This window comes from Sphingomonas sp. TZW2008 (assembly GCF_002117915.1).
In the GTDB taxonomy this organism is placed as follows: domain Bacteria; phylum Pseudomonadota; class Alphaproteobacteria; order Sphingomonadales; family Sphingomonadaceae; genus Sphingomonas.
The window spans coordinates 59,238-79,459 of record NZ_BDJB01000007.1; the positions used below are offsets into that span (position 1 = coordinate 59,238).

A 20,222-nucleotide genomic window follows, 5' to 3' on the forward strand; every position below is an offset into this window, starting at 1 on the left:
GCGTCAGGTCACCGCCGCACGCACCGCATAGGCGGGATCGCGCCACGTCTCGCGCGCGAGCACGTCGGCGATGATCTCCACCGCCTGCCACACGTCCTCGAACCGCGTGTAGAGCGGCGTCAGCCCGAGCCGCAGCACGTCGGGCGCGCGGAAATCGCCGATCACGCCGCGCGCGATCAGCGCCTGGCAGATTTCCCAGGCATTGGGGTGCGCAACGCTGACGTGGCTGCCGCGCATCGCCGCGTCGCGCGGGCTCGCCATCGTCAAGCCCGGGCAGCGCGCGTCGATCCCCGCGATCAGCAGCTCGGACAGGGCGCGGCTTTTCGCCACCACATCGGCCATCGCAACGCTGTCGAACGTGTCGAGCCCCGCGTCGAGCGCCGCCATGCCGATGATCGGCGGCGTGCCGCACAGGAAACGCTTCATGCCGTCGGCCGGCGCGTAATCGTCACCGAAGTCGAACGGCGCGGCGTGCCCCATCCACCCCGTCATCGGCGAGGCGAGCGTGCCGTGCAGCGCACGCGCGACGTAGAGGAACGCCGGCGCCCCCGGCCCGCCATTGAGATATTTGTAGCCGCACCCGACCGCCAGATCGGCGCCGCATCCCTCAAGATCGACCTCGACCGCCCCGACCGAGTGGCTGAGATCCCACAGCATCAGCGCGCCCGCCGCGTGGGCCGCCGCAGTGATCGCGTGCATGTCACGCATCGCGCCCGTTTTGTAATGGACGTGCGTCAGCACGACGACCGCGGTGTCGCCGTCGATCGCCGCGACGATGTCGGCGGCGGCGCTTACCTGCCGCCCCGGCAGCGTCGTTGCCACGCCCTGCGCGATGTAGAGGTCGGTCGGGAAATTGCCCGGTTCGGTCAGGATCATCGATCGGCCGGGCCGCGCCTGGCACGCCGCGACGATCAGCTTGAAGAGGTTGGCAGACGTCGAATCGGCGACGATCACCTCGTCCGCCGCCGCCCCGATCAGCGGCGCGATCCGCGCGCCGAGCCGCGCCGGCGCGTCGATCCAGCCGTGCTTGTTCCAGCTCGCGATCAGGTCCCCGCCCCACTCGCGCGTCACCGTCTGCGCGATGCGCGCCGCGCTCGCCCTGGGCAGCGCGCCGAGCGAATTGCCGTCGAGATAGATCACGCCGTCTGGCAGCGCGAAGCGATCGCGGCACGTCCCTAGAGTGTCGGCAGCATCGAGCGCGCGAACGTCGTCAAGCGTCGGCCAGTGTCGTTCGCCGCTCATAATACCGCCCTCACCGTCAGCAATTCTGGGAAGAACACCTGGTCGATCACCTTGGCGAGATACGGCACGCCCGCCGTGCCGCCGGTGCCGCGCTTGAAGCCGATCACCCGCTCCACCGTTTTCAGATGCCCAAACCGCCACAATTGGAAACGATATTCGAGATCGACGAGCTTCTCGGCGAGCTCGTAGAGGTTCCACCACCGTTCGGGCGCGGCATAGACCTGCGCCCAGCACGCCTCGACCGCGGGCGATGCGGCGTAGGGCTGCGTGAAATCGCGCTCCAGCCGGTCCGTCGGCACCGGCAGCCCCGCCCGCGCGAGCGCGCGCAGCGCTTCGTCGTAGATGCTCGGGCGGTGCAGCGCGTCCTCGAGCGCCGCCTGAAGATGCGGCGCGTCGCCGAACACCGCGATCATCGCCGCATTCTTGTTGCCCAAGAGATATTCCATCGCGCGATACTGGTGCGACTGGAAGCCCGAGCTCGCCCCCAGCGCGCCGCGCATCGCCGAGTAATCGGCCGGGGTGATCGTCGCGAGAATCTCCCAGCTGCCGATCAACTGCTGCTGGATTCGCGCCACGCGCGCCATCATCTTGAACGCGGTGTCGAGCCGATTGTCGGCGATCGCGGCGCGCGCCGCGTCGAGTTCGTGCAGGCACAGTTTCATCCACAGTTCGGACGCCTGGTGGATGACGATGAACAGCATCTCGTCATGCGTGTCGCTCAGCGGCGTCTGGCAGGCGAGCAGGTCGTCGAGGCGGAGGTAGCTGGTATAACTCGGGCTGCCGGACTGCGGCGTTGCGGTTGTGTCACGACGTTCCATCGCCGAGCATGTAGCGCGATCCGCGGCGAATTTCGCGTTCAGGCATCGGAATATCGCCACGCCGCCTTAACCCATTCGGGCTAGTTGACCGCGCGTGCGGCAAGGGCGACGCACGCACCGGGCACAGGGGACAGTTGCGATGACCTATCTCGTCACCGGTGCGGCCGGGTTCATCGGGGCGGCGGTGGCGCGCCGGCTGCTCGATCGCGGCGAGCGCGTCGTCGGGATCGACGATCTCAACGATTACTATCCCGTGCAGCTGAAGCACGATCGCCTCGCGACGCTGGCGCACCCGAACTTCACCTTCGCGCACGTCGACATCGCCGACAATGCAGCGCTGACCGCCGCGCTCGCGCCGCACGCGATTACGCACATCGTCCACCTCGCGGCGCAGGCGGGCGTACGCTACTCGATCACCAACCCGCACGCCTACGTCCAGTCGAACCTCGTCGGGCAGGTCAACATGCTCGAATATGCCCGCCGGCTCGATGGCCTCGTGTCGATGAGCTACGCCTCGTCGAGCTCGGTCTACGGCGGCAACGTCAAGCAGCCGTTCGCCGAAGACGACCGCGTCGACGCGCCGATCTCGCTCTACGCCGCGACCAAGAAGGCCGACGAGCTGATGGGCAACGTCTATGCCCACCTCTATCGCCTGCCGCTGACGGGCTTGCGCTTCTTCACCGTCTACGGCCCGTGGGGACGGCCCGACATGGCGCTGTGGCTGTTCACCGACGCGATCCTCAAGGGCGAGCCGATCCGCGTCTTCAACAACGGCGACATGCGGCGCGACTTCACCTATATCGACGATATCGTTGCCGGCGTCCTCGCCGTCACCGATGCGCCGCCGGCCGACGACGGCACCACCCCGCCGCACCGCGTCTACAACATCGGCAACAACAAGCCCGAGCAGCTGCTGCGCATGATCGACGTGCTCGAGGACGCGATCGGGGTGAAGGCGATCCGTCAACTCGAACCGATGCAGCCCGGCGACGTCCCCGCCACCTACGCCGACATCACCGCCATCCACCGCGACCACGGCTTCGCGCCGACCATCCCGATCGAGATAGGCATCCCGCGCTTCGTCGAGTGGTTCCGCGGCTACCACGCACCCCACTGATCCAACCTCTTCCCCGCCGCATCAATCGGCCGCTGTCCTACATCGTGCGCTAAATATATGTTCCTGTTCTGTTCAGGATGCAGGAGGGGATATGATCGACGAACTCATCGACGCGGTGATCGATCGCGAGGGCGGCTACAGCAACCATACCGCCGACCGCGGCGGCGCGACGCGCTGGGGCATCACAGAGGCGGTCGCGCGCGCCAACGGCTATGTCGGAGAGATGCGGCATTTCGCGCGTGAGGCGGCGGTGCCGATCTACCGCCACCTCTACTGGCAGCGCCCGCGCTACGACGCCGTGGCGGAACGCGCGCCGCTGACCGCCGCCGAACTGTTCGACACCGGGGTCAACATGGGCCCCGCCGTCGCCACCGCGTTTCTGCAGCGGGCGCTTAACGCGCTCAACCGCGGCGCGCGCGACTATCCTGACATATCGCTCGACGGGCGCGTCGGCCCGCAGACGCTCGCCGCGCTCGATCTCTTCCTGCTTACCCGCGGCGCGGGCGGCGAAACCGTGCTGCTCAAGGCGATCGAAGCGCTGCAGGGCGAGCGCTATCTCTCGCTTGCCGAGCGCCGCCCGGCGAACGAGGCGTTCCTCTACGGCTGGCTCGCCAACCGGTTGGGCTGAGGAAAGCGGACATGGCGATCCTCGATACGATCATCGGCCCCGTCGCCGCGCTGATCGACAAGATCATCCCAGATCCCGCCGCGCGGGAGGCGGCGAAGCGCGAACTCGTCCGGCTGGAGGGCACGCAGGAGCTCGAACGCGTCAAGGCGCAGATGGCGGCGGTGCTGGCGGAGGCCGGTTCCACCGACCCGTGGACCAGCCGCGCGCGCCCGAGCTTCCTCTACGTCATGTACGTGCTGCTCTTGTGGTCGATCCCGATGGGGCTGATCGCCGCGGTCCGCCCGGCAGCGGCGGAGGCGATCGCGCGCGGCATGAACGCCTATCTCGCCGGCATCCCCGAACCGCTCTACGCGCTCTTCGGCACCGGCTATCTCGGCTACACCGTGGCGCGCGAATGGGGCAAGGCGAAGCTACGCTAGGTACGGCAGCGGTGCGGGGGGGGCAGACGTCGCGATGTGGACGGGCGCGGCTGTTGCGCCGCCCCGCCCGCGTCCTACATCGCGGGGCATGAGCGAACATAGCAGCATGCCCGTCTGGCACGGCACGACAATCCTCTCTGTGCGGCGCGGCGGCAAGGTCGTCGTCGCCGGCGACGGCCAGGTCTCGATGGGTCAGACCGTGATGAAACCCAATGCGCGCAAGGTCCGCACGCTCGGCCCGGACGGCAAGGTGATCGCCGGGTTCGCCGGCGCCACCGCCGACGCCTTCACCTTGTTCGAGCGGCTCGAGGCGAAGCTCGAACGCCACCAGGGCCAGCTGATGCGCGCCGCGGTGGAGCTCGCCAAGGACTGGCGCACCGACAAATATTTGCGCAATCTCGAGGCGATGATGATCGTCGCCGACAAGGACGTGACGCTGATCCTCACCGGCAACGGCGACGTGCTCGAGCCCGAGGCGGGGGTCGCGGCAATCGGATCGGGCGGCAATTTCGCGCTCGCCGCGGCGCGTGCACTGGTCGATTACGAGGGCGATGCCGAGACGATCTGCCGCAAGGCGATGAAGATCGCCGCCGAAGTGTGCGTCTACACCAACGATCGGCTGGTCGTGGAATCGCTCGACAGCACGACGTGAGGACCTGTCCTCCCTGCGGTGCGCGCCCAACCGATCGGCCATGATCTCGATCGCCCGCTAACCGCTTGTCATCCGCCGCGCGCACGTCCAATCACGCCGGCCATGATCCCTCGCATTTCCACCGTCGGTCGCTGGCTGGCGACCGGCGCCGCGGCGCTCTCGCTGCTCGCCTGTTCGCAGGGCGACGCGCGTCCCAAATCCGCCTCGGCCAAGGCGCCGCCGCAGCCCTATGCGCGCGATCCCTTCCCTTCCACCTATCGCGCCTATCCCGGCGTGCCGACGCTGGTGCGGGGCGTCACCGTCTATGACGGCGAAGGCGGGCGGATCGACAACGGCCAGGTGCTGTTCGCCGACGGCAAGATCGTCGCGGTCGGGCAAAGCGTGAACGCGCCGGCCGACGCGCAGGTGATCGACGGCACGGGCAAGTGGGTGACGCCCGGCGTGGTCGATATCCACAGCCACCTCGGCGATTATCCTACCCCCAGCGTCCAGGCGCACAGCGACGGCAACGAGGCGACCGGGCCGATTACCGCGGATGTGTGGGCCGAGCACAGCGTGTGGCCGCAGGATCCCGGCTTCAGCCGCGCACTCGCCAACGGCGGCGTCACGACGCTGCAGATCCTGCCCGGCTCGGCGAACCTGATGGGCGGCCGTTCGGTCGTGCTCAAGAACGTCTACGCGCGCACGATGCAGGCGATGAAGTTCCCTGGCGCGCCCTATGGCCTCAAGATGGCGTGCGGCGAGAATCCCAAGCGCGTCTACGGCTCGAAGGGCCGCCAGCCCTCGACCCGAATGGGCAACGTCGCGGTCGATCGCGCGACCTGGGCCAAGGCGCAGAGCTATCGTCGCAAGTGGGATCGGTACGAGGCGGACGGCGGCGACATGCCCGATCGCGACATCGCGATGGACACGCTGCGCGGTGTGCTGGCCGGCGAGATCCTGATTCAGAACCACTGCTACCGCGCCGACGAAATGGCGATCGTCGAGGATATGGCGAAGGAATTCGGCTACAAGGTCACCGCGTTCCACCACGCGGTGGAGGCGTACAAGATCGCCGACATCCTGAAGGCCAACGGCACCTGCGCCGCGGTGTGGGCCGACTGGTACGGCTTCAAAATGGAGAGCTACGACGGGATCGGCGAGAACCTTGCGATCCTCGAACGAGCCGGCGCGTGCGCGATGATCCACTCGGACGACGAGAACGGCATCCAGCGGCTGAACCAGGAAGTCGCCAAGGTGCTCGCCTCGGGCCGCCGCGCGGGGATCGACATCGCGCCGCAGGTCGCGTGGAAGTGGTTGTCGCTCGGCCCCGCCACCGCGCTAGGCATCGCTGACCGCACCGGCAGCCTCAAGCCCGGCAAGATGGCCGACGTGGTGCTGTGGAACGGCGATCCGTTCAGCATCTATACCCGGCCCGAAAAGGTGTGGATCGACGGCGCGCTGCTGTTCGACGCCAACGAGCCCAAGCGTCGCCCGGTGAGCGATTTCGAACTCGGCCAGCCCGGCTCGGGAGACGTCAAGTGAAGCGCGCGTTCCTGCTCCTCGCCACGATGCTGGCAAGCCCCGTGGCCGCGCAGACCGTCGCGATCACCGGTGCCACCGTCGCGACCGGCGACGGCTCGGCGCCGATCGAGAACGGCACCGTCGTGTTCCAGAACGGCCGCATCGTCGCGGCCGGCCCCGGCGTCGCCGTGCCCGCGGGCGCGCAGGTGATCGACGGCCGCGGCAAGTGGGTCTCGCCCGGTTTCGTCGCGGGCTTCAGCGATCTCGGCATCAGTGACGCGGCGGGCGTCGAGGAGAGTAACGACGCGGGCGCGCGCAATGCACCGTTCAACGCGGCGATCGACGTCGCGGTGGCGATCAACCCGGCCGAGGTGAAGATCGCCAACGAGCGGCTCGGCGGCGTTACGCGCGCGCTCGTCGCGCCCGAGGCGGCGGGCTCGATTTTCGCCGGCCAGGGCGCGGTGATCGATCTCGGCGACGATCCCGACTCCGTCACCCGCCCGCGCGCCTTTCAATACGTCGAACTGGGCGAATCGGGCGGGCGCCTCGCCGGCGGCAGCCGCCCGGCGGCCTATGCCATGCTGCGCGACGCGCTCGCCCAGGCGGAAGACTATCGCCGGAATCCTGCAGGCTTCGGCGGCCGCGAGCGCATGTCGCTGGTCAAGCGCGGCGATGCGCAGGCGCTGCTCCGCGTGCTCGACGGCAGTGTCTCGCTGGTCGTGCACGTCGAGCGCGCGAGCGACATCCTGACCGTCCTTGCCCTCCCCCGCGATTATCCGCGGCTCAAGCTGGTACTGACGGGCGTCTCCGAAGGCTGGATGGTCGCGCGCGAGATCGCCGCGGCGCGCGTTCCCGTCATCGCCGCCGCGCTCGCCGATCTCCCTGCGCAGTTCGAATCGCTCGGCGCAACTGAATCGAACGTCGGCCGGATGCGCGCCGCGGGGGTGCAGGTCGCGCTCGCGTCGACCGGGAACAACGGCGGCGAGCACAATCTGCGGCAATATGCCGGCAACCTCGTCGCGATCGCGCGCCTGCCCGGCCACACCGGGCTCGCCTGGGGCCAGGCGCTCGCCGCGATCACCTCGGGGCCGGCGGCGGCGCTCGGGATGGATGGCGAGATCGGCAGCCTGCGCGCCGGTCGTCGTGCCGACGTCGTGCTGTGGGACGGCGATCCGCTCGAACTGTCCTCCGCCCCCACTGCGGTATGGATCGACGGTCGCGCGCAGCCGATGGTCTCGCGCCAGAAGTCATTGCGCGACCGCTATCTCGTGCCGACCGAAGGCGCGCTGCCCAAGGCCTATGAGCGCTGAACCTGCCCGCGTGACATGGCGACCGACCCGATGCGTCGCCTGATCGATCCCGCGCCACATCGCGATCGTGCCGAGGCGCGGCGATGACGGCGGAGTTGGGCCTCGTCGCGCTGTGGCTCGCCGCCGCGCTCGCCGCGATGCAGCTCGCGCTCGCCGCCCTCGCGGTGCGGCGCGGCGACACCGCGCTCGCCATGGCCGTCCGCCCGGTCGCAATCGTGCAGGGCGGGCTCGTCCTGCTCGCAATGGCGGCGCTGATCCGCGTCTTCCTCGCCTCCGACATGTCGGTCGCGCTGGTCGTCGCCAACAGCCATTCGGCCAAGCCCTGGCTGTACAAATTCGCCGGCGCGTGGGGCAATCACGAAGGCTCGATGCTGCTGTGGGTGACGATCCTCGGCCTCGCCGGCGGCGCGGTGGCGCTGCTCGAACGGCGCGTGGCCGAGCGCACGCTTACCGCGACGCTCGGCGCGCAGGCGGCGATCGCGCTCGGCTTCTACGCCTTTCTGCTCTTCGCCTCGAACCCGTTCGCGCGGCTCGCCGATCCGCCTGCCGACGGCCAGGGATTGAACCCGCTGCTGCAGGATCCCGGCCTCGCCTTCCACCCGCCGACGCTCTACGCCGGCTACGTCGGCCTCTCGGTCGCCTTCTCCTTCGCGGTCGGCGCGCTGGTGACGCGCGACGTCGGCCCCGCCTTTGCGCGCGCGATGCGGCCATGGGTCCTCGCCGCCTGGGTGTTCCTGACGCTCGGCATCACCGCCGGCAGCTACTGGGCCTATTACGAGCTTGGCTGGGGCGGCTGGTGGTTCTGGGATCCGGTCGAGAACGCCTCGCTGATGCCGTGGCTCGCCGCCACCGCGCTGCTCCACTCGGCCAACGTGCTTGCGACGCGCGATGGCTTGCGCGCCTGGACGGTGATGCTCGCCGTCGTCGCCTTCTCGATGTCGATGCTCGGCACCTTCCTCGTCCGCTCGGGCATCCTGACGAGCGTCCACGCCTTCGCCGTCGATCCCGAGCGCGGCGCCTTCATCCTCGTGCTGCTCGCGTTCTACATCGGCGGCGCGCTGACGCTGTTCGCGACGCGCATCGGCGTGGTGCGCGCGGGCACCACGTTCGAGATCGTCAGCCGCGAAGGCGCGCTCGTCGCCAACAACCTCCTCCTCTCGGTGATCCTCGGCATCGTGCTGATCGGCACCTTCTATCCGATCGTCGCGGCGTCGATGGGCACGCAGCTGTCGGTCGGCCCGCCGTTCTTCGAGAAGGCGGCGGGCCCGATCGCGCTCGCGCTCGTCGCGATCATGGCCGCGGGCCCGCTGCTGCGCTGGCGCAGCGACACGGGGCAAGCGCTGCTTCAGCGGATGATCTGGCCGATCGCCGCGACGATGTTCGCCGGCGCCGGGCTGTTCGCGCTTGCCGGCTGGTTCGGCGCGCTGCCGCTGCTCGGCCTCGCACTCGCCGCCGGGCTGGCGGTGGCGAGCGTCGCGCCGCTCGTCGGTCGCAACCTGCGCCGCACGCCCTTGTTCGTCTACGGCATGGTGATCGCGCATCTCGGCATCGCCGTCAGCCTTGCCGGCATGGCGGCGTCGTCCGCTTTCACGAAGGAGACCCTGGTCGCCAAAGGCATCGGCGAGCCCGCCTTCGTCGGCCCGTACCGTGTCGTGCTGCGCGGCATCCGCCCGGTGATCGGCGACAATTGGTCCGCGCTAGAGGCGCGGCTCGAGATACAGCGCGGCGATACCGCGCCGACGCTGCTCGCGCCGCAATCGCGCTTCTTCGCCAATCCCACCACCACCACCAGCGAGAGCGCGATCCTCACCGCGCTCGATGGCCAGCTCTACACCGTGCTCGGCCAAGCGGACGGCGCGGGCCGCTGGCAGCTGCGGCTGTGGTGGAAGCCGTGGGTGACGCTGATCTGGTTCGGCGGCGCGCTGATCGCGCTCGGCGGCGCGCTGTCGATCGTCGGTCACGCGCTGCGTGATCGCCGGCAGAAGCGCCGCGCGGCCGAGGCGGCGGACGCGCAGGCGTATCGCGCGGCATGGGGCGTGTGAGCGGCCTATGAGGCGCTGGCTCCTCTGGCTGCCGCTCGCCGCGTTCGTGCTGCTCGCGGTGTTCGCCGCGCTGGAACTGCGCAAGCCCGCCGATCGCACCGTCTATTCGGCGATGGTCGGCAAGCCGGTGCCCGATTTCGTGCTGAAGCCGATCGCGCCCGGCAAGCCCGGCCTCTCGCTCGCCGATCTCAAGACCGGCCAGCCGCGCCTGCTCAATATCTTCGCCAGCTGGTGCGTCCCATGCATCGCGGAGGCGCCGCAGCTGATGAAGCTGAAGGCGCTGGGCGTCCCGATCGACGCGATCGCGATCCGCGATACCGGCCCCGCGATCGCCGATTTCCTCGCGCGCAATGGCGACCCGTACCAGCGCATCGGCGACGATGCCGATAGCCGCGTCCAGCTGTCGCTCGGCTCGTCGGGCGTGCCCGAGACGTTCGTCATCGACGGGCGCGGCATCGTCGTGAAGCAGCACGTCGGCGATATCCGCGACGACGACGTCGCCGAACTCGCCGCCGCGTGGCGCGCCGCGCGGTGACCGCCGCCGTCCGCCTCTGGCAGTGGCTCGCGTTGGCCCTCGCGCTCGCCGCGCCTGCCACCGCGCAGACGCGCCCCGCGGCCGATTACGCCAACGTCCAGCTGCGCGATCCGGCCAAGGAGGCCGAGGCCGCCGCGCTGATGGCGACGCTGCGCTGCCTCGTCTGCCAGGGCCAGTCGATCGCGGACAGCGACGCCGACATGGCGGGCGACATGCGCAGCCTGGTGCGCCAGCGCGTCGCCGCTGGTGAAAGCCCTGCCGAGGTGCGCGACTGGCTGATCGCGCGCTACGGCGATTACGTGACCTACGATCCGCCATTGAGCGCGGTCACGCTGCCACTATGGCTCGCCCCGCTCGTTCTGGTCGCGATCGGCGCGTGGATCGCGGGCGCCAGCTTCCGCCGCCGCAAACGACCGGGCGATCCAAGCTAGGCCAGCCCCGCCAGCCGCATCTCGACCGACGCCACGTCGCGTCCCAGCATCAGGCACGGCCGCGTCCCCCGCCCGGTCTCGACGAACCCCAGCTTGCGCAGCACCGCGCCCGACGCCGGATTGTCCGCGAAATAGCCCGACCGGATATACGGCAGGCGCAGCGTGTCGAAGCCGTAGGCGACCACGGCGCGCGCCGCCTCGGTCACGATCCCCTCGCCCCAGGACGCGCGCGCCAGCCAATAGCCGAGCTCCGCGCTCTCGCCGTCCGCCATGCCCTCGCCGGGCGTCAGCCCCACCGCGCCGATCATCGTATCCTCGCCGCCGCGCGTGATCGCCCACACCCATTCGCCCGGCACGACGTGGTCGAGGAAGAAGCGCGCATCCGCCGGGGTGTAGGGGTGCGGGATCCGCGACAGCCGCCGTGCGACCTCGGCATCGCCTACCGCTGTGATGATCGCCGAGACGTCGCGATCGTTCGGACGCCGCAGGCGCAGCCGTCCCGTCTCGATGATGGGCCGATCGAAAACTTCCGCCACTGCCATGCTATCCCGCGACCTTGTTGCCCTGCCAACGTTACAGCCTGCTCCCGTTCACGACCGAGCACCAGCGATTGCCTCTGGAATTTTGCGGCGAGCACGCATAGCGTCGCGGCCAGAACAAAAGTTACGGAGAGGGGCTGGCCGATGGCCGTCACGATTTGGGATCACCCGCTGTCGCCCTATGCGCAGAAGGTGAAGATCGCGCTGCGCGAGAAGGGCGTCGCGTTCGACACCGCGATTCCGGGCGGGATCGGCGTCGGCGGCGCGGCGGGCGATTTCGTCGCCGCCAATCCGCGCGCCGAAGTGCCCGCGCTGATTCACGACGACGTCGCGATCTTCGATTCGACGATCATTCTTGAATATATCGAGGATGCGTGGCCCACGCCCCCTCTGCTCCCCGCGACGCCCGCCGAGCGCGCGCGCGTGCGGATGATCGAGGAAGTTGTCGACACCCATCTCGAAGCGGTCAATTGGGGGCTCAGCGAATTGCGCTGGTTCCGCCGCGCCGAAGGGCCGCTCGGCGACGCGCTCGCCGGCAAGGCGGCGGCGCAGATCCGCGGCTATCACGCGTGGCTCGAACGTGCGCTGGGGGACCGCGAATGGTTCAACGGCGACAGCTTCGGCTGGGGCGATCTGTCGGTCGTGCCCTATGTCAACGGCTCCGCCGGCCACGGCGTGCCGCCCGCCGAAGGCTCGCCGCTTGCCGCCTGGCTCGCCCGTGCCAACGCCCGGCCCTCGGTGCGCGATACCGTCGCGGAGTCCGCTGCGGTCGCCGCCTCGGGCGGGATGGGCGATGTCGCCAAGCTGCTCGACCAGGGCCTCTTCAAGCGCGAATACCGCGACCACCGCCTCGAATGGATGGTGAAATCGGGCGGGATCGACGTCGTCACGCAGGGCCTGGCCAAGGGCAACATCCGCTTCTCCCCCGATCTCGCCTGATTTTTTCCCAAAGCCTGATCTTTACCGGAGCCGACCGCACCATGCATCTCGTCAGCGATCACATCGTCGAGGGCCGCGAGGGCCCCACTTTCGACCAGGTCTATCCAACGCTGCCCGGCGTCGACCTCATCGACATCAAGCGCTTCACGCAAGGCCAGCCGTGGGCCGATTTCGCCCGCATGCGCGAGGAGGCGCCCGTCATGTGGCACCCGATGCCGCGCGGCGGCGTCGGCTTCTGGGCCGCGACCAGCTTCGCTGGCGTCAAGCAGATCAACGGCGACCCCAAGACGTTCAGCTCGGAGACGGGCGGCATCCTGATGGCGCTGGGGCCGCAGGAAACGCGCCACCCGACGCTGTTCTCCGCCTCGACCAATTCGATGATCAACCTCGACGGCCGCCCGCACCGCGAGATGCGGCGCGAGCATATGCCCTATTTTACCGCCAGCTACATTAAGACGCTGCGCGAGCGCGTCTCGGGCGAGGTGACGCGGCTGCTCGATACGATGGCGCCGCTGGGCAAATGCGACCTCGTCGAGAAATTCTCGCAGCGGCTGCCGATCTTCACCTTGTGTGAGATGCTCGGTGTGCCGCCGTCGGATCGCGAGCGCTTCATCGGCTGGATCCATTTCCTCGAAATGGCGCAGCAGGTCGCCACCGAGCAGGCCGAGCAGCTCGCCGGCGGCGGCGAGATGAGCCCGCAGATCGCGGCCTTCATCGAACTGTTCAACAAGAACGTCGCCGAGATGTTCGAATACGGTCGGCACATGATCGCCAAGCGCCGCGCCGATCCGCAGCCCGACCTGATGAGCGCGATCGCCAATGCGGTGGTGGAGGGGGATCAGCTGCCCGATCCTTACCTCGACGGCGCGTGGCTGCTGATCGTCTTCGCTGGCAACGACACGACGCGCAACTCGATCTCGGGCGCGATGAAGCTTTTCACCGAAAATCCGGGCGAGAAGGCGCGGCTTCAGGCGGACGGCAGCCTGCTGACCAACGCGGTGCACGAGATCACCCGCATGGTCTCCCCCGTCATCTACATGCGCCGCACCGCCACCGCCGATACCGAGGTCGAGGGGCAGAAGATCGCGGCGGGCGAGAAGGTGATCATGTATTACGGCGCGGCGAACCGCGATCCTAAGATGTTCACCGATCCTGATCGGTTCGACATCACGCGCGCCAATGCCGAGAAGAACATCGCCTTCGGCCACGGCCCGCACATCTGCATCGGACGGATGACGGCGCAGCTCCAGCTCGAGGAGGCCTACCGCCAGATCTTCGCGCGCTTCCCCGACATCCGCTGGACCGGCGACATGGATATCGCTCCCAACAACTTCGTCCACGCCGTCCGGCGACTTGAAGTCGAGTTCACCCCCGAGCGCGCCGCCCAGGCGGCGTGATCCCCGGCGGGTGGCGCGTGATCCCGCGCCGCTCGCCGAACCGCGTCAGTCCGCCGCCAGCCCCAGCTCGGCGGCATAAGCGCGCACGCCCGCCGCGAGCGGCCGCGCATGATCCATGCCGAGCGCGCGCAGCCGCGCGATGTCGAGCACCAGCCGCGGCACGTCCGCGGCGCGCGCGGGCGTGAAGTTCAGCGCGATTCGCCGCCCCGTCGCCGCCTCCACCGTCGCCACCACGTCGAGCAGCGAATGCCCCGCGCCGCTGCCGATGTTGACGATCGTGCCCAGCACCTCCTGCTCGATAAGGTCACGCATCGAGCGCACGAGGTCGGCAACATGGAGATAGTCGCGCACGCTGCTGCCGTCGCCCCAGACGTCGAGCGCGCGCCCGTCGCGCGTTCGGCCGAGCAGCACCGAGACAAGACCCTGCGCCCCATCGAGCGCCTGGTGCGTGCCATAGGGATTGGACGGACGGACGATCAGCAGCCGCAGCCCACGCGCGGCGTTCAGCTCGAGCAGCGCCAGTTCGACGCGCCGCTTCGCCTCGCCGTACAGGCTGATCGGCGCGCACGCGTCGTCCTCACGCGCGCGCTCGTTCCGCAACGCGCCGTACACCGTGCCGCCCGACGACACGAAGATCAGCGCGACGCCGCGCGCCGCTAGCTCGCCGGCAAGCGCGACGGTGGGCGCGATCACCGCGTGCTGCTCGTGCTCGAACTGCGCTGCGGTACTCGATGGCAGCATCGTCGACACGAGATGGACGACGGTATCGATCTGCCGCGCGTCGATCAGCGCGAGGATCGTCGCGGTCGCCGTTAGCGGCAGCGCGCTCACCGCCGCGCCGTCGACCGATGCTGCCGTGCGGCCGGTCAGCGTCACCTCGTGCCCCGCGCGCCGCAGTGCCGCGGCCAAATTCCGGCCGATGAAGCCGCTGCCGCCAAGCAGCAATATCCGGCGCGGCCGCCCCGCCGCGGCGCTACCCATCACGCGCGGCAACCACCATTATCATGCGGGGCTGATCGGCGGCGCGTTGAACCGCGATGCAAACGGCCGGCGAGAACGGCCGCGATCGCGCTGGTGAGGCCGTCATACCAATTAACCCGGCGCCGCTCCGCGCGTAGAGCGATGTTAGGCACACCAGCTCCGTGCCATCGGCTCCTCGAAGCCAGAATAGCGGACTCCTGGATCACGCCCGCCGGGCCGACGATTTCACGCGGGAGGCGAAACGCCTACCGCCGAGCCTCAGACCAGGCCGCAGCCTCGCGTCATCGCTTCCGTCCAACACCGCAATCGCGCCGCGCAGCGTCAATGCCCGTAGGTCTTGATGCCCCGACGGCGCAACTTGTCGCGCCGACGGCGCTTCAGATAGGCCATGCCGGTCGGCGCGGCGACGATCATGATCGCGCCGATGATGGCATAGGCAATCATTTCCCGAGTGAGATCAACCATGGCGGATTTATTGCAAAGCGCATCGGCGCTGTCACCATGATTGTTCGGTCAGCCCCGTTACCTGTATCCTCGATCTCGTTCGACTAATACCGGATAAAGCGGGGCGGCCAATTACCGCTGCGGCGCGATGTCCAAACCTATGCGAGACGCCCGGCTGCGAACTCGCGGGCTAGTGCGGTGAAAGCCTGAAAAGCGGCGGAAGCGTTTCGGCGATTGAAATAGTAGAGACACAGCGGTTCAAGCGGCGGCGTCCAATCCTCCAGGATGCGCACCAGCCGTCCCGCGGCGATATCGTCGCGGATGTCGGACTCCATGAAGTAACCGATGCCCACGCCGTTCAGCACCGCGATCCGGGCGAGGGATGCTTCGTCGAGGGTGATCGGGCCGTCGACGTCGAGCTGAAGCTCGCTACCGCCCTTAGCGAAATGCCATCGAAGCAGGGCGCCATTGGGAAGCCGTCCGCGGACGCACGGGTGGTTGGTCAACTCCTGCGGTACCTGCGGGATGGCCCGGTTCTCGAAGAACGCGGGGGACGCGGCAACCGCGATTCGTCGCTCGCGACCCAGCGGGATCGCGATCGCGTCGCTTGGCACTAGGTCCTTGGCGCGCACGCCCATATCGAACCCGGCTGCGACGACATCGACCAGCCGCCCCTCGGTGACGATGTCGATATGCACCTGCGGATAGCGCGCCAGATAGGTAAGGACGAGCGGCGCCATGATCTCGCGCGCCGCCGTCGCGAAGGCGTTGATCCGCAGGATTCCCGACGGCGCCTCCTGCTGGGAACGCGCGGTGTCCATCGCTTTCTGGATGCCTTCAAACGCGGGCTTGATCTGCGCAACGAAGATGCGGCCGGCATAGGTGAGCGAGACGCTGCGGGTGGTGCGATTGAACAGCCGCACGGCAAGCTCCCGCTCGAGCTTCTGCACCGCGTTGCTGATTGCCGTCGTGGACATGCCGAGATCGAGCGCCGCGGCGCGAAACGAGCCGCAGCGGACGATCGCCAGGACGGCCTCCAGCTCCGCCAATGAATGGCGCGTCATTATCCCGATCTCCGTGATACTCCATCGCGGTTTGTCTCGATTATCGGGCGAAGCAGCAACCGCTAAATCATCCTCGTCACACCCGAGGAGAAGACGATGTCACTGAACCTGCCAGCCCCGATCGCCGATTATATCGAGGCCAACCGGCACCTCGATCTGGACGGCATGATGAAGTATTTCGCGCCAGACGCGGTCTTTACCGACAATGGCAAGGACTTCGTCGGCCAAGCCGCGATCGCCAAGATGCTGAACGACGAAGCAATCGCGGTGAAGGCGATCTTCGAGCCGGATACGGCGCGCGCGGAAGACGGTGTCATCGTGCTCGAAGGGCCGGCGCACGGCGAATTCCCTGGCAGCCCGCTCCGCTTCACCTATCGCTTCGCGATGGATGGCGACGCCATCAAGACGCTGGAGACGATGGTATGGGCCTGACCGCGGATCCGCGCGAGTTCGCCGGCAAGCGCGTGCTCGTCAGCGGCGGCACCTAGGGGCTCGGCCGCGCCACCGTCGAACGCTTCCTAGCCGGTGGCGCACGCGTCATCACCGCCGCCCGCACCGTCCGCGACAGGATTGAGGGCGTCGACTATGTCGAGGCCGATCTGACGACCGCAATGGGCGGCGAGGCGCTGGCTCGGACGGCGATCGAGCGGCTGGGCGGCATCGACATCCTCGCGCATGTCGTCGGCGGCTCGTCATCGCCGGGCGGCGGCTTCGCCGCGCTGACCGATGAGCATTGGCTGGCCGAGCTCAACCTCAACCTCCTGGCCACCGTTCGCCTCGACCGCTTGCTGATCCCGCAGATGATCGCGCGCGGCACTGGCACCGTCGTCCACGTGACATCGATCCAGGCGACTCTACCGCTGCCCGAATCCAGCACTGGCTATGCCGCGGCAAAGGCTGCGCTCAGGACCTACAGCAAATCGATCTCGAAGGAGCTTGGGCCCAAGGGCGTGCGGGTCAATTCGGTGTCGCCGGGCTGGATCATGACCGAGGCCACCGGCGATTTCCTCGTAATCCTCCGGAACGCCAACGGCGGCACGATCGAGGACGCACGGCAGTCGGTGCTCGATGCGCTGGGCGGCATCCCGATCGGTCGCGGCGCCGAGCCCCACGAGGTCGCCGACCTCATCGCCTATCTCGCGTCCGATCGCGCCGCGGCGATCCACGGCGCCGAATTCGTGATCGACGGTGGGACGGTCCGCACCGTGTGACGTGATGGGAGATGGGACGATGACGGCAGTAGACACCTCATCCCTCGCAAGCTGCAGCTGGGCCGAGGGCGATCCGCTGATGCGCGCCTATCACGACGCCGAATGGGGCGTGCCGCAGCGCGACCCCAGAATGCTTTGGGAAATGCTGATGCTGGAGGGCTTCCAGGCGGGGCTCTCCTGGATCACGATCCTGCGCAAGCGCGACGCCTTCCGCGCCGCCTTCGCGGGGTTCGATTCGGCGCAGGTCGCGGCATTCGCTGCGCGGGACGTCGAGCGGCTAATGGCCGACCCCGGCATCGTGCGCGCGCGGGCGAAGATCGACGCCACGATCAGGGGCGCGCAGATCTACTGCGACATGCAGCAGCGCGGCGAGGACTTCGCGGCCTTCTGCTGGTCGTTCACAGACAGAGCGCCGATCGTCGGCGACGGCAAGCGCCGGGTCGCCAGTACGGCCTTGTCAGAGACCATCTCCAAGGAACTGAAGCGCCGTGGCTTCAAGTTCGTCGGGCCGACGATCACCTACGCTTGGATGCAGGCCGTCGGCATCGTCAACGACCACGCGCGCGAATGCTTTCGGCGCCACCCTTCCTGAAGCTCCCGCAAAAACGAGGCGAGTGCGGCGCGCGCAAACCCGGACTCTCAGGCTTCGGACAGGAAAAACGATGTTTTGTTGTCTACGCCAGGGTCCCGCCCGTGTGGGTCAGAGTCTAAGCCAGCAAAGCCTGAGTGACAGTAAGGTGTCTTTTGCCTTGCGGCTGGCGCGCGACGGATAGTCCGTCAAAATGTAAATGGACCTCAACTTGCCCAATAAGTGGCTCGCCACCCTGCTCGAGAATTCGATCGCCGCAAGTTCTCAAGGGCCGTTAATGAGGTAGCAGGAAACCGGCAGTTTCCTGCCAGCTTCAGAAATGGTGCCCAGAAGAGGACTCGAACCTCCACGCCCTTGCGAGCGCCAGCACCTGAAGCTGGTGCGTCTACCAATTCCGCCATCTGGGCACGGGGTAGGCCGGCGCCTCTAGGGCCGGGGCGGCGGCCTTGTCAACAGCGGCTTGGCACGGCTAGGGGCGGCGCGATGTTTCCGGCGGAGCGCGAGATGAAGGACAGGCTGTTCACGCTGGTCGGCGGCGGCGGATTTCTGGGGCGCTATATCGCTCAGGCGCTGCTCAAGACCGGCGCCCGCGTGCGGATCGCGCAGCGCGATCCGCGCGAGGCGTTCTTCCTGCGCCCGCTCGGCGGGCTGGGGCAGACGCAGTTCGTCGCGGCGGACGTGACGCGGCCTGAGACGATCGCGCGCGCGGTCGACGGCGCCGACGGCGTCGTCAATTTGGTCGGCATCTTCGCCGGCAATCTTCAGGCGGTGCACGTCGACGGCGCGCGAACGCTGGCGGCGGCCGCGCAGCGCGCCGGCGCAGCGAGCTTCGTTCACATTTCCGCGATCGGCGCCGATGCCGAGGGCACGTCGGTCTACGCGCGCACCAAGGGCGAGGGCGAGGCGACGGTGCGCGACGTCTTCCCCGCCGCGACGATCCTGCGCCCGTCCACCGTCTTCGGCCGCGAGGACGAATTCGTGAACCGCTTCGCCGGCATGATCCAGAAACTGCCGGTCGTGCCGGTGCTGAAGCCCCAGACGCGCTTCCAGCCAGTGTTCGCGGGCGACGTCGGCGAGGCGGTGCACGTCGCGCTGACCGATCCCAGGACGTTCGGCGGCCGCACCTTCGAGCTCGGCGGGCCCGATGTGCTGTCGATGCTCGAGCTGCACCGCTGGATCGCGGCGCAGATCGGCCGCAACCCGTCGCTCGTGCCGCTGCCCGACGCGGCCGGCGCGCTGCTCGCCAGCCTGCCGCTGTCGCCGATCTCGCGCGATCAGTGGAAGCTGCTCCAGCGCGACACGATCGTCGCCAACGGCGCCGAGGGGCTTGCCGCGCTCGGCATCACGCCGACGCCGCTCGCCGCGGTCGCGCCGCAGTGGCTAGTGCGCTATCGCCGCAACGGCCGCTTCGCGAAGCCCAGCGCCGTGTGATCGCTTTCTGATCGCCGCCGGGGGCAGCCTGCCGCGCCCGGTGACGATTGCCCCGGCGGCCCTTGCGCCGTACGCGCCGCCACGCACGGCGCCGACCCGAAAGGCCCCCATGTCCGATTTCCTGATCGCGATCCTGCTCGGTATCGTCGAGGGCGTCACCGAATTCCTGCCCGTCTCCTCCACCGGCCACCTTGTCCTCGCGACCGAGCTGCTCGGCTACGATCCGCAGCGCTGGGCGGTGTTCAACATCGCGATCCAGCCGGGCGCAATCCTCGCCATCGTGGTCCTCTACTGGCGCACCTTCATGGCTGTGCTCGCCGGGCTGGCGAAGCGCGAGCCCAAGTCGATCGCGTTCGTGCGCAACCTCCTCATCGCCTTCGTCCCAGCGGTCGCGCTCGGCCTCGCGTTCAACGACGAGATCGAGGCGCTGCTCGAGAATGCGGTCGTCGTCGCCTGGGCGCTGATCGCCGGCGGTGTCGCGATCCTCGTCATCGAACGGCTGGCGAAGACGCGCGAGGTGGGCGGGATCTCGGGCGTCACCACCGGTCAGTCGCTCAAGATCGGCATCGTCCAGTGTATCGCGATGATCCCCGGCGTCAGCCGCTCGGGCGCGACGATCATGGGGGCGATGGCGCTCGGTATCGATCGGCGCACCGCGGCCGAATTCTCCTTCTTCCTCGCGCTGCCGACGCTGACGGGGGCGACGGTGCTCCAGCTCGTCAAGCATCGCGACGCTATCACCGGCGGTGACCTGCAGCTGATCGCCGTCGGCGCGCTCGTCTCGTTCGTGGTCGCACTGGCGGTGGTGAAGGCCTTCCTCGCGGTGGTCACGCGGCACGGTTTCGCACCGTTCGCCTGGTATCGGATTGCGGCTGGCGCGACGGCGCTCTTCATGCTTTCAGCACGATAGTCCGATAACGGACCTATAAA

Annotated in this window: 21 protein-coding genes, 1 tRNA gene and 1 pseudogene; 16 read left to right on the forward strand and 7 right to left on the reverse strand. The window is 68.5% G+C overall.

Annotated elements, in window-relative coordinates; translation table 11 throughout:
- Positions 1-3 precede the first annotated feature (3 nt).
- Both kynU and B7L05_RS09015 read right to left on the reverse strand, forming a co-directional pair.
- Positions 4-1,242, reverse strand: a complete 1,239-nt coding sequence (kynU, locus tag B7L05_RS09010) for a kynureninase (RefSeq protein WP_085809941.1) — start codon at positions 1,240-1,242, stop codon at positions 4-6.
- Positions 1,239-2,060: a tryptophan 2,3-dioxygenase gene (locus tag B7L05_RS09015; protein WP_085809942.1), complete on the reverse strand. Its 822-nt coding sequence runs from the start codon at positions 2,058-2,060 to the stop codon at positions 1,239-1,241. The genes kynU and B7L05_RS09015 overlap by 4 nt, the downstream gene beginning before the upstream one ends.
- A gap of 139 nt (positions 2,061-2,199) precedes the next feature.
- Here B7L05_RS09015 and B7L05_RS09020 point away from each other — a divergent pair, with 139 nt between their 5' ends.
- The 9 genes from B7L05_RS09020 to B7L05_RS09060 all read left to right on the forward strand — a co-directional run bounded on the left by B7L05_RS09020 (position 2,200) and on the right by B7L05_RS09060 (position 10,697).
- The gene (locus B7L05_RS09020) at positions 2,200-3,177 is read left to right on the forward strand and encodes an NAD-dependent epimerase/dehydratase family protein (protein ID WP_085809943.1); all 978 of its coding nucleotides are present in this window, start codon (positions 2,200-2,202) and stop codon (positions 3,175-3,177) included.
- A 91-nt stretch (positions 3,178-3,268) separates the two neighbouring features.
- Positions 3,269-3,805, forward strand: a complete 537-nt coding sequence (locus B7L05_RS09025; protein ID WP_085809944.1) for a glycoside hydrolase family 108 protein — start codon at positions 3,269-3,271, stop codon at positions 3,803-3,805.
- A gap of 11 nt (positions 3,806-3,816) precedes the next feature.
- Positions 3,817-4,224, forward strand: coding sequence for a holin family protein (locus B7L05_RS09030; RefSeq protein WP_085809945.1), 408 nt, complete (start codon positions 3,817-3,819; stop codon positions 4,222-4,224).
- Between the two features lie 88 nt (positions 4,225-4,312).
- Positions 4,313-4,876, forward strand: a complete 564-nt coding sequence (gene hslV / locus B7L05_RS09035) for an ATP-dependent protease subunit HslV (RefSeq protein WP_085809946.1) — start codon at positions 4,313-4,315, stop codon at positions 4,874-4,876.
- Positions 4,877-4,978: 102 nt separating this feature from the next.
- Positions 4,979-6,400 (forward strand): amidohydrolase, encoded by a 1,422-nt coding sequence (locus tag B7L05_RS09040; protein ID WP_085809947.1) that lies wholly within the window; start codon positions 4,979-4,981, stop codon positions 6,398-6,400.
- Complete coding sequence (locus B7L05_RS09045; RefSeq protein ID WP_085809948.1) at positions 6,397-7,689, forward strand: amidohydrolase family protein; 1,293 nt, start codon at positions 6,397-6,399, stop codon at positions 7,687-7,689. The genes B7L05_RS09040 and B7L05_RS09045 overlap by 4 nt, the downstream gene beginning before the upstream one ends.
- 83 nt (positions 7,690-7,772) lie before the next feature.
- Positions 7,773-9,731, forward strand: a complete 1,959-nt coding sequence (locus B7L05_RS09050; RefSeq protein WP_085809949.1) for a heme lyase CcmF/NrfE family subunit — start codon at positions 7,773-7,775, stop codon at positions 9,729-9,731.
- 7 nt (positions 9,732-9,738) lie between these two features.
- Positions 9,739-10,266, forward strand: coding sequence for a redoxin family protein (locus tag B7L05_RS09055; RefSeq protein WP_085809950.1), 528 nt, complete (start codon positions 9,739-9,741; stop codon positions 10,264-10,266).
- On the forward strand, positions 10,263-10,697 hold the full coding sequence (locus tag B7L05_RS09060) for a cytochrome c-type biogenesis protein (RefSeq protein ID WP_144037208.1): 435 nt from the start codon (positions 10,263-10,265) through the stop codon (positions 10,695-10,697). The genes B7L05_RS09055 and B7L05_RS09060 overlap by 4 nt, the downstream gene beginning before the upstream one ends.
- Here the strand turns inward: B7L05_RS09060 and B7L05_RS09065 are convergent.
- Entirely contained in the window at positions 10,694-11,233 is a 540-nt protein-coding gene (locus B7L05_RS09065; RefSeq protein ID WP_256926673.1) for a GNAT family N-acetyltransferase, read from the reverse strand. The two genes, B7L05_RS09060 and B7L05_RS09065, sit on opposite strands and share 4 nt — an antisense overlap.
- Positions 11,234-11,380: 147 nt before the next feature.
- Here B7L05_RS09065 and B7L05_RS09070 point away from each other — a divergent pair, with 147 nt between their 5' ends.
- Entirely contained in the window at positions 11,381-12,175 is a 795-nt protein-coding gene (locus B7L05_RS09070) for a glutathione S-transferase family protein (protein ID WP_085809953.1), read from the forward strand.
- A 41-nt stretch (positions 12,176-12,216) separates the two neighbouring features.
- Positions 12,217-13,572: a cytochrome P450 gene (locus tag B7L05_RS09075; RefSeq protein ID WP_085809954.1), complete on the forward strand. Its 1,356-nt coding sequence runs from the start codon at positions 12,217-12,219 to the stop codon at positions 13,570-13,572.
- Between the two features lie 45 nt (positions 13,573-13,617).
- On the opposite strand, the gene B7L05_RS09080 is transcribed toward B7L05_RS09075, so the two are convergent.
- From B7L05_RS09080 to B7L05_RS09085, 3 genes are all read right to left on the reverse strand, one after another.
- Positions 13,618-14,553 (reverse strand): NAD-dependent epimerase/dehydratase family protein, encoded by a 936-nt coding sequence (locus B7L05_RS09080; RefSeq protein ID WP_085809955.1) that lies wholly within the window; start codon positions 14,551-14,553, stop codon positions 13,618-13,620.
- 321 nt (positions 14,554-14,874) lie between these two features.
- Positions 14,875-15,018, reverse strand: a complete 144-nt coding sequence (locus B7L05_RS17430; RefSeq protein WP_179187173.1) for a hypothetical protein — start codon at positions 15,016-15,018, stop codon at positions 14,875-14,877.
- Positions 15,019-15,155: 137 nt separating this feature from the next.
- Positions 15,156-16,061 carry a LysR family transcriptional regulator gene (locus B7L05_RS09085; protein WP_085809956.1) on the reverse strand — a complete coding sequence of 302 codons (906 nt, stop codon included), beginning with the start codon at positions 16,059-16,061 and terminating at the stop codon, positions 15,156-15,158.
- Between the two features lie 96 nt (positions 16,062-16,157).
- Here B7L05_RS09085 and B7L05_RS09090 point away from each other — a divergent pair, with 96 nt between their 5' ends.
- The 3 genes and pseudogenes from B7L05_RS09090 to B7L05_RS09100 all read left to right on the forward strand — a co-directional run bounded on the left by B7L05_RS09090 (position 16,158) and on the right by B7L05_RS09100 (position 17,864).
- Complete coding sequence (locus B7L05_RS09090) at positions 16,158-16,493, forward strand: nuclear transport factor 2 family protein (protein ID WP_085809957.1); 336 nt, start codon at positions 16,158-16,160, stop codon at positions 16,491-16,493.
- 68 nt (positions 16,494-16,561) lie between these two features.
- Positions 16,562-17,272 (forward strand): annotated as a pseudogene (locus B7L05_RS09095) (SDR family oxidoreductase); the annotation flags it as partial.
- A 19-nt stretch (positions 17,273-17,291) separates the two neighbouring features.
- Entirely contained in the window at positions 17,292-17,864 is a 573-nt protein-coding gene (locus tag B7L05_RS09100) for a DNA-3-methyladenine glycosylase I (RefSeq protein WP_085810084.1), read from the forward strand.
- A gap of 317 nt (positions 17,865-18,181) precedes the next feature.
- Here B7L05_RS09100 and B7L05_RS09105 read toward each other — a convergent pair.
- Positions 18,182-18,268: transfer RNA gene (locus B7L05_RS09105), tRNA-Leu, on the reverse strand.
- A gap of 97 nt (positions 18,269-18,365) precedes the next feature.
- Between B7L05_RS09105 and B7L05_RS09110 the strand changes: the two genes are divergently transcribed.
- Both B7L05_RS09110 and B7L05_RS09115 read left to right on the forward strand, forming a co-directional pair.
- Positions 18,366-19,292 (forward strand): complex I NDUFA9 subunit family protein, encoded by a 927-nt coding sequence (locus tag B7L05_RS09110; protein ID WP_085810085.1) that lies wholly within the window; start codon positions 18,366-18,368, stop codon positions 19,290-19,292.
- Between the two features lie 109 nt (positions 19,293-19,401).
- Positions 19,402-20,202: an undecaprenyl-diphosphate phosphatase gene (locus B7L05_RS09115; RefSeq protein WP_085809958.1), complete on the forward strand. Its 801-nt coding sequence runs from the start codon at positions 19,402-19,404 to the stop codon at positions 20,200-20,202.
- Positions 20,203-20,222: the final 20 nt, after the last annotated feature.

Coding starts and splice junctions, on each gene's coding strand:
- kynU (WP_085809941.1), bottom strand. CDS start 1,242: ATGAGCGGCGAACGACACTGGCCGACGCTTGACGACGTTCGCGCGCTC.
- B7L05_RS09015 (WP_085809942.1), bottom strand. CDS start 2,060: ATGGAACGTCGTGACACAACCGCAACGCCGCAGTCCGGCAGCCCGAGT.
- B7L05_RS09020 (WP_085809943.1), top strand. CDS start 2,200: ATGACCTATCTCGTCACCGGTGCGGCCGGGTTCATCGGGGCGGCGGTG.
- B7L05_RS09025 (WP_085809944.1), top strand. CDS start 3,269: ATGATCGACGAACTCATCGACGCGGTGATCGATCGCGAGGGCGGCTAC.
- B7L05_RS09030 (WP_085809945.1), top strand. CDS start 3,817: ATGGCGATCCTCGATACGATCATCGGCCCCGTCGCCGCGCTGATCGAC.
- hslV (WP_085809946.1), top strand. CDS start 4,313: ATGAGCGAACATAGCAGCATGCCCGTCTGGCACGGCACGACAATCCTC.
- B7L05_RS09040 (WP_085809947.1), top strand. CDS start 4,979: ATGATCCCTCGCATTTCCACCGTCGGTCGCTGGCTGGCGACCGGCGCC.
- B7L05_RS09050 (WP_085809949.1), top strand. CDS start 7,773: ATGACGGCGGAGTTGGGCCTCGTCGCGCTGTGGCTCGCCGCCGCGCTC.
- B7L05_RS09055 (WP_085809950.1), top strand. CDS start 9,739: ATGAGGCGCTGGCTCCTCTGGCTGCCGCTCGCCGCGTTCGTGCTGCTC.
- B7L05_RS09070 (WP_085809953.1), top strand. CDS start 11,381: ATGGCCGTCACGATTTGGGATCACCCGCTGTCGCCCTATGCGCAGAAG.
- B7L05_RS09075 (WP_085809954.1), top strand. CDS start 12,217: ATGCATCTCGTCAGCGATCACATCGTCGAGGGCCGCGAGGGCCCCACT.
- B7L05_RS09080 (WP_085809955.1), bottom strand. CDS start 14,553: ATGGGTAGCGCCGCGGCGGGGCGGCCGCGCCGGATATTGCTGCTTGGC.
- B7L05_RS17430 (WP_179187173.1), bottom strand. CDS start 15,018: ATGGTTGATCTCACTCGGGAAATGATTGCCTATGCCATCATCGGCGCG.
- B7L05_RS09085 (WP_085809956.1), bottom strand. CDS start 16,061: ATGACGCGCCATTCATTGGCGGAGCTGGAGGCCGTCCTGGCGATCGTC.
- B7L05_RS09090 (WP_085809957.1), top strand. CDS start 16,158: ATGTCACTGAACCTGCCAGCCCCGATCGCCGATTATATCGAGGCCAAC.
- B7L05_RS09100 (WP_085810084.1), top strand. CDS start 17,292: ATGACGGCAGTAGACACCTCATCCCTCGCAAGCTGCAGCTGGGCCGAG.
- B7L05_RS09110 (WP_085810085.1), top strand. CDS start 18,366: ATGAAGGACAGGCTGTTCACGCTGGTCGGCGGCGGCGGATTTCTGGGG.
- B7L05_RS09115 (WP_085809958.1), top strand. CDS start 19,402: ATGTCCGATTTCCTGATCGCGATCCTGCTCGGTATCGTCGAGGGCGTC.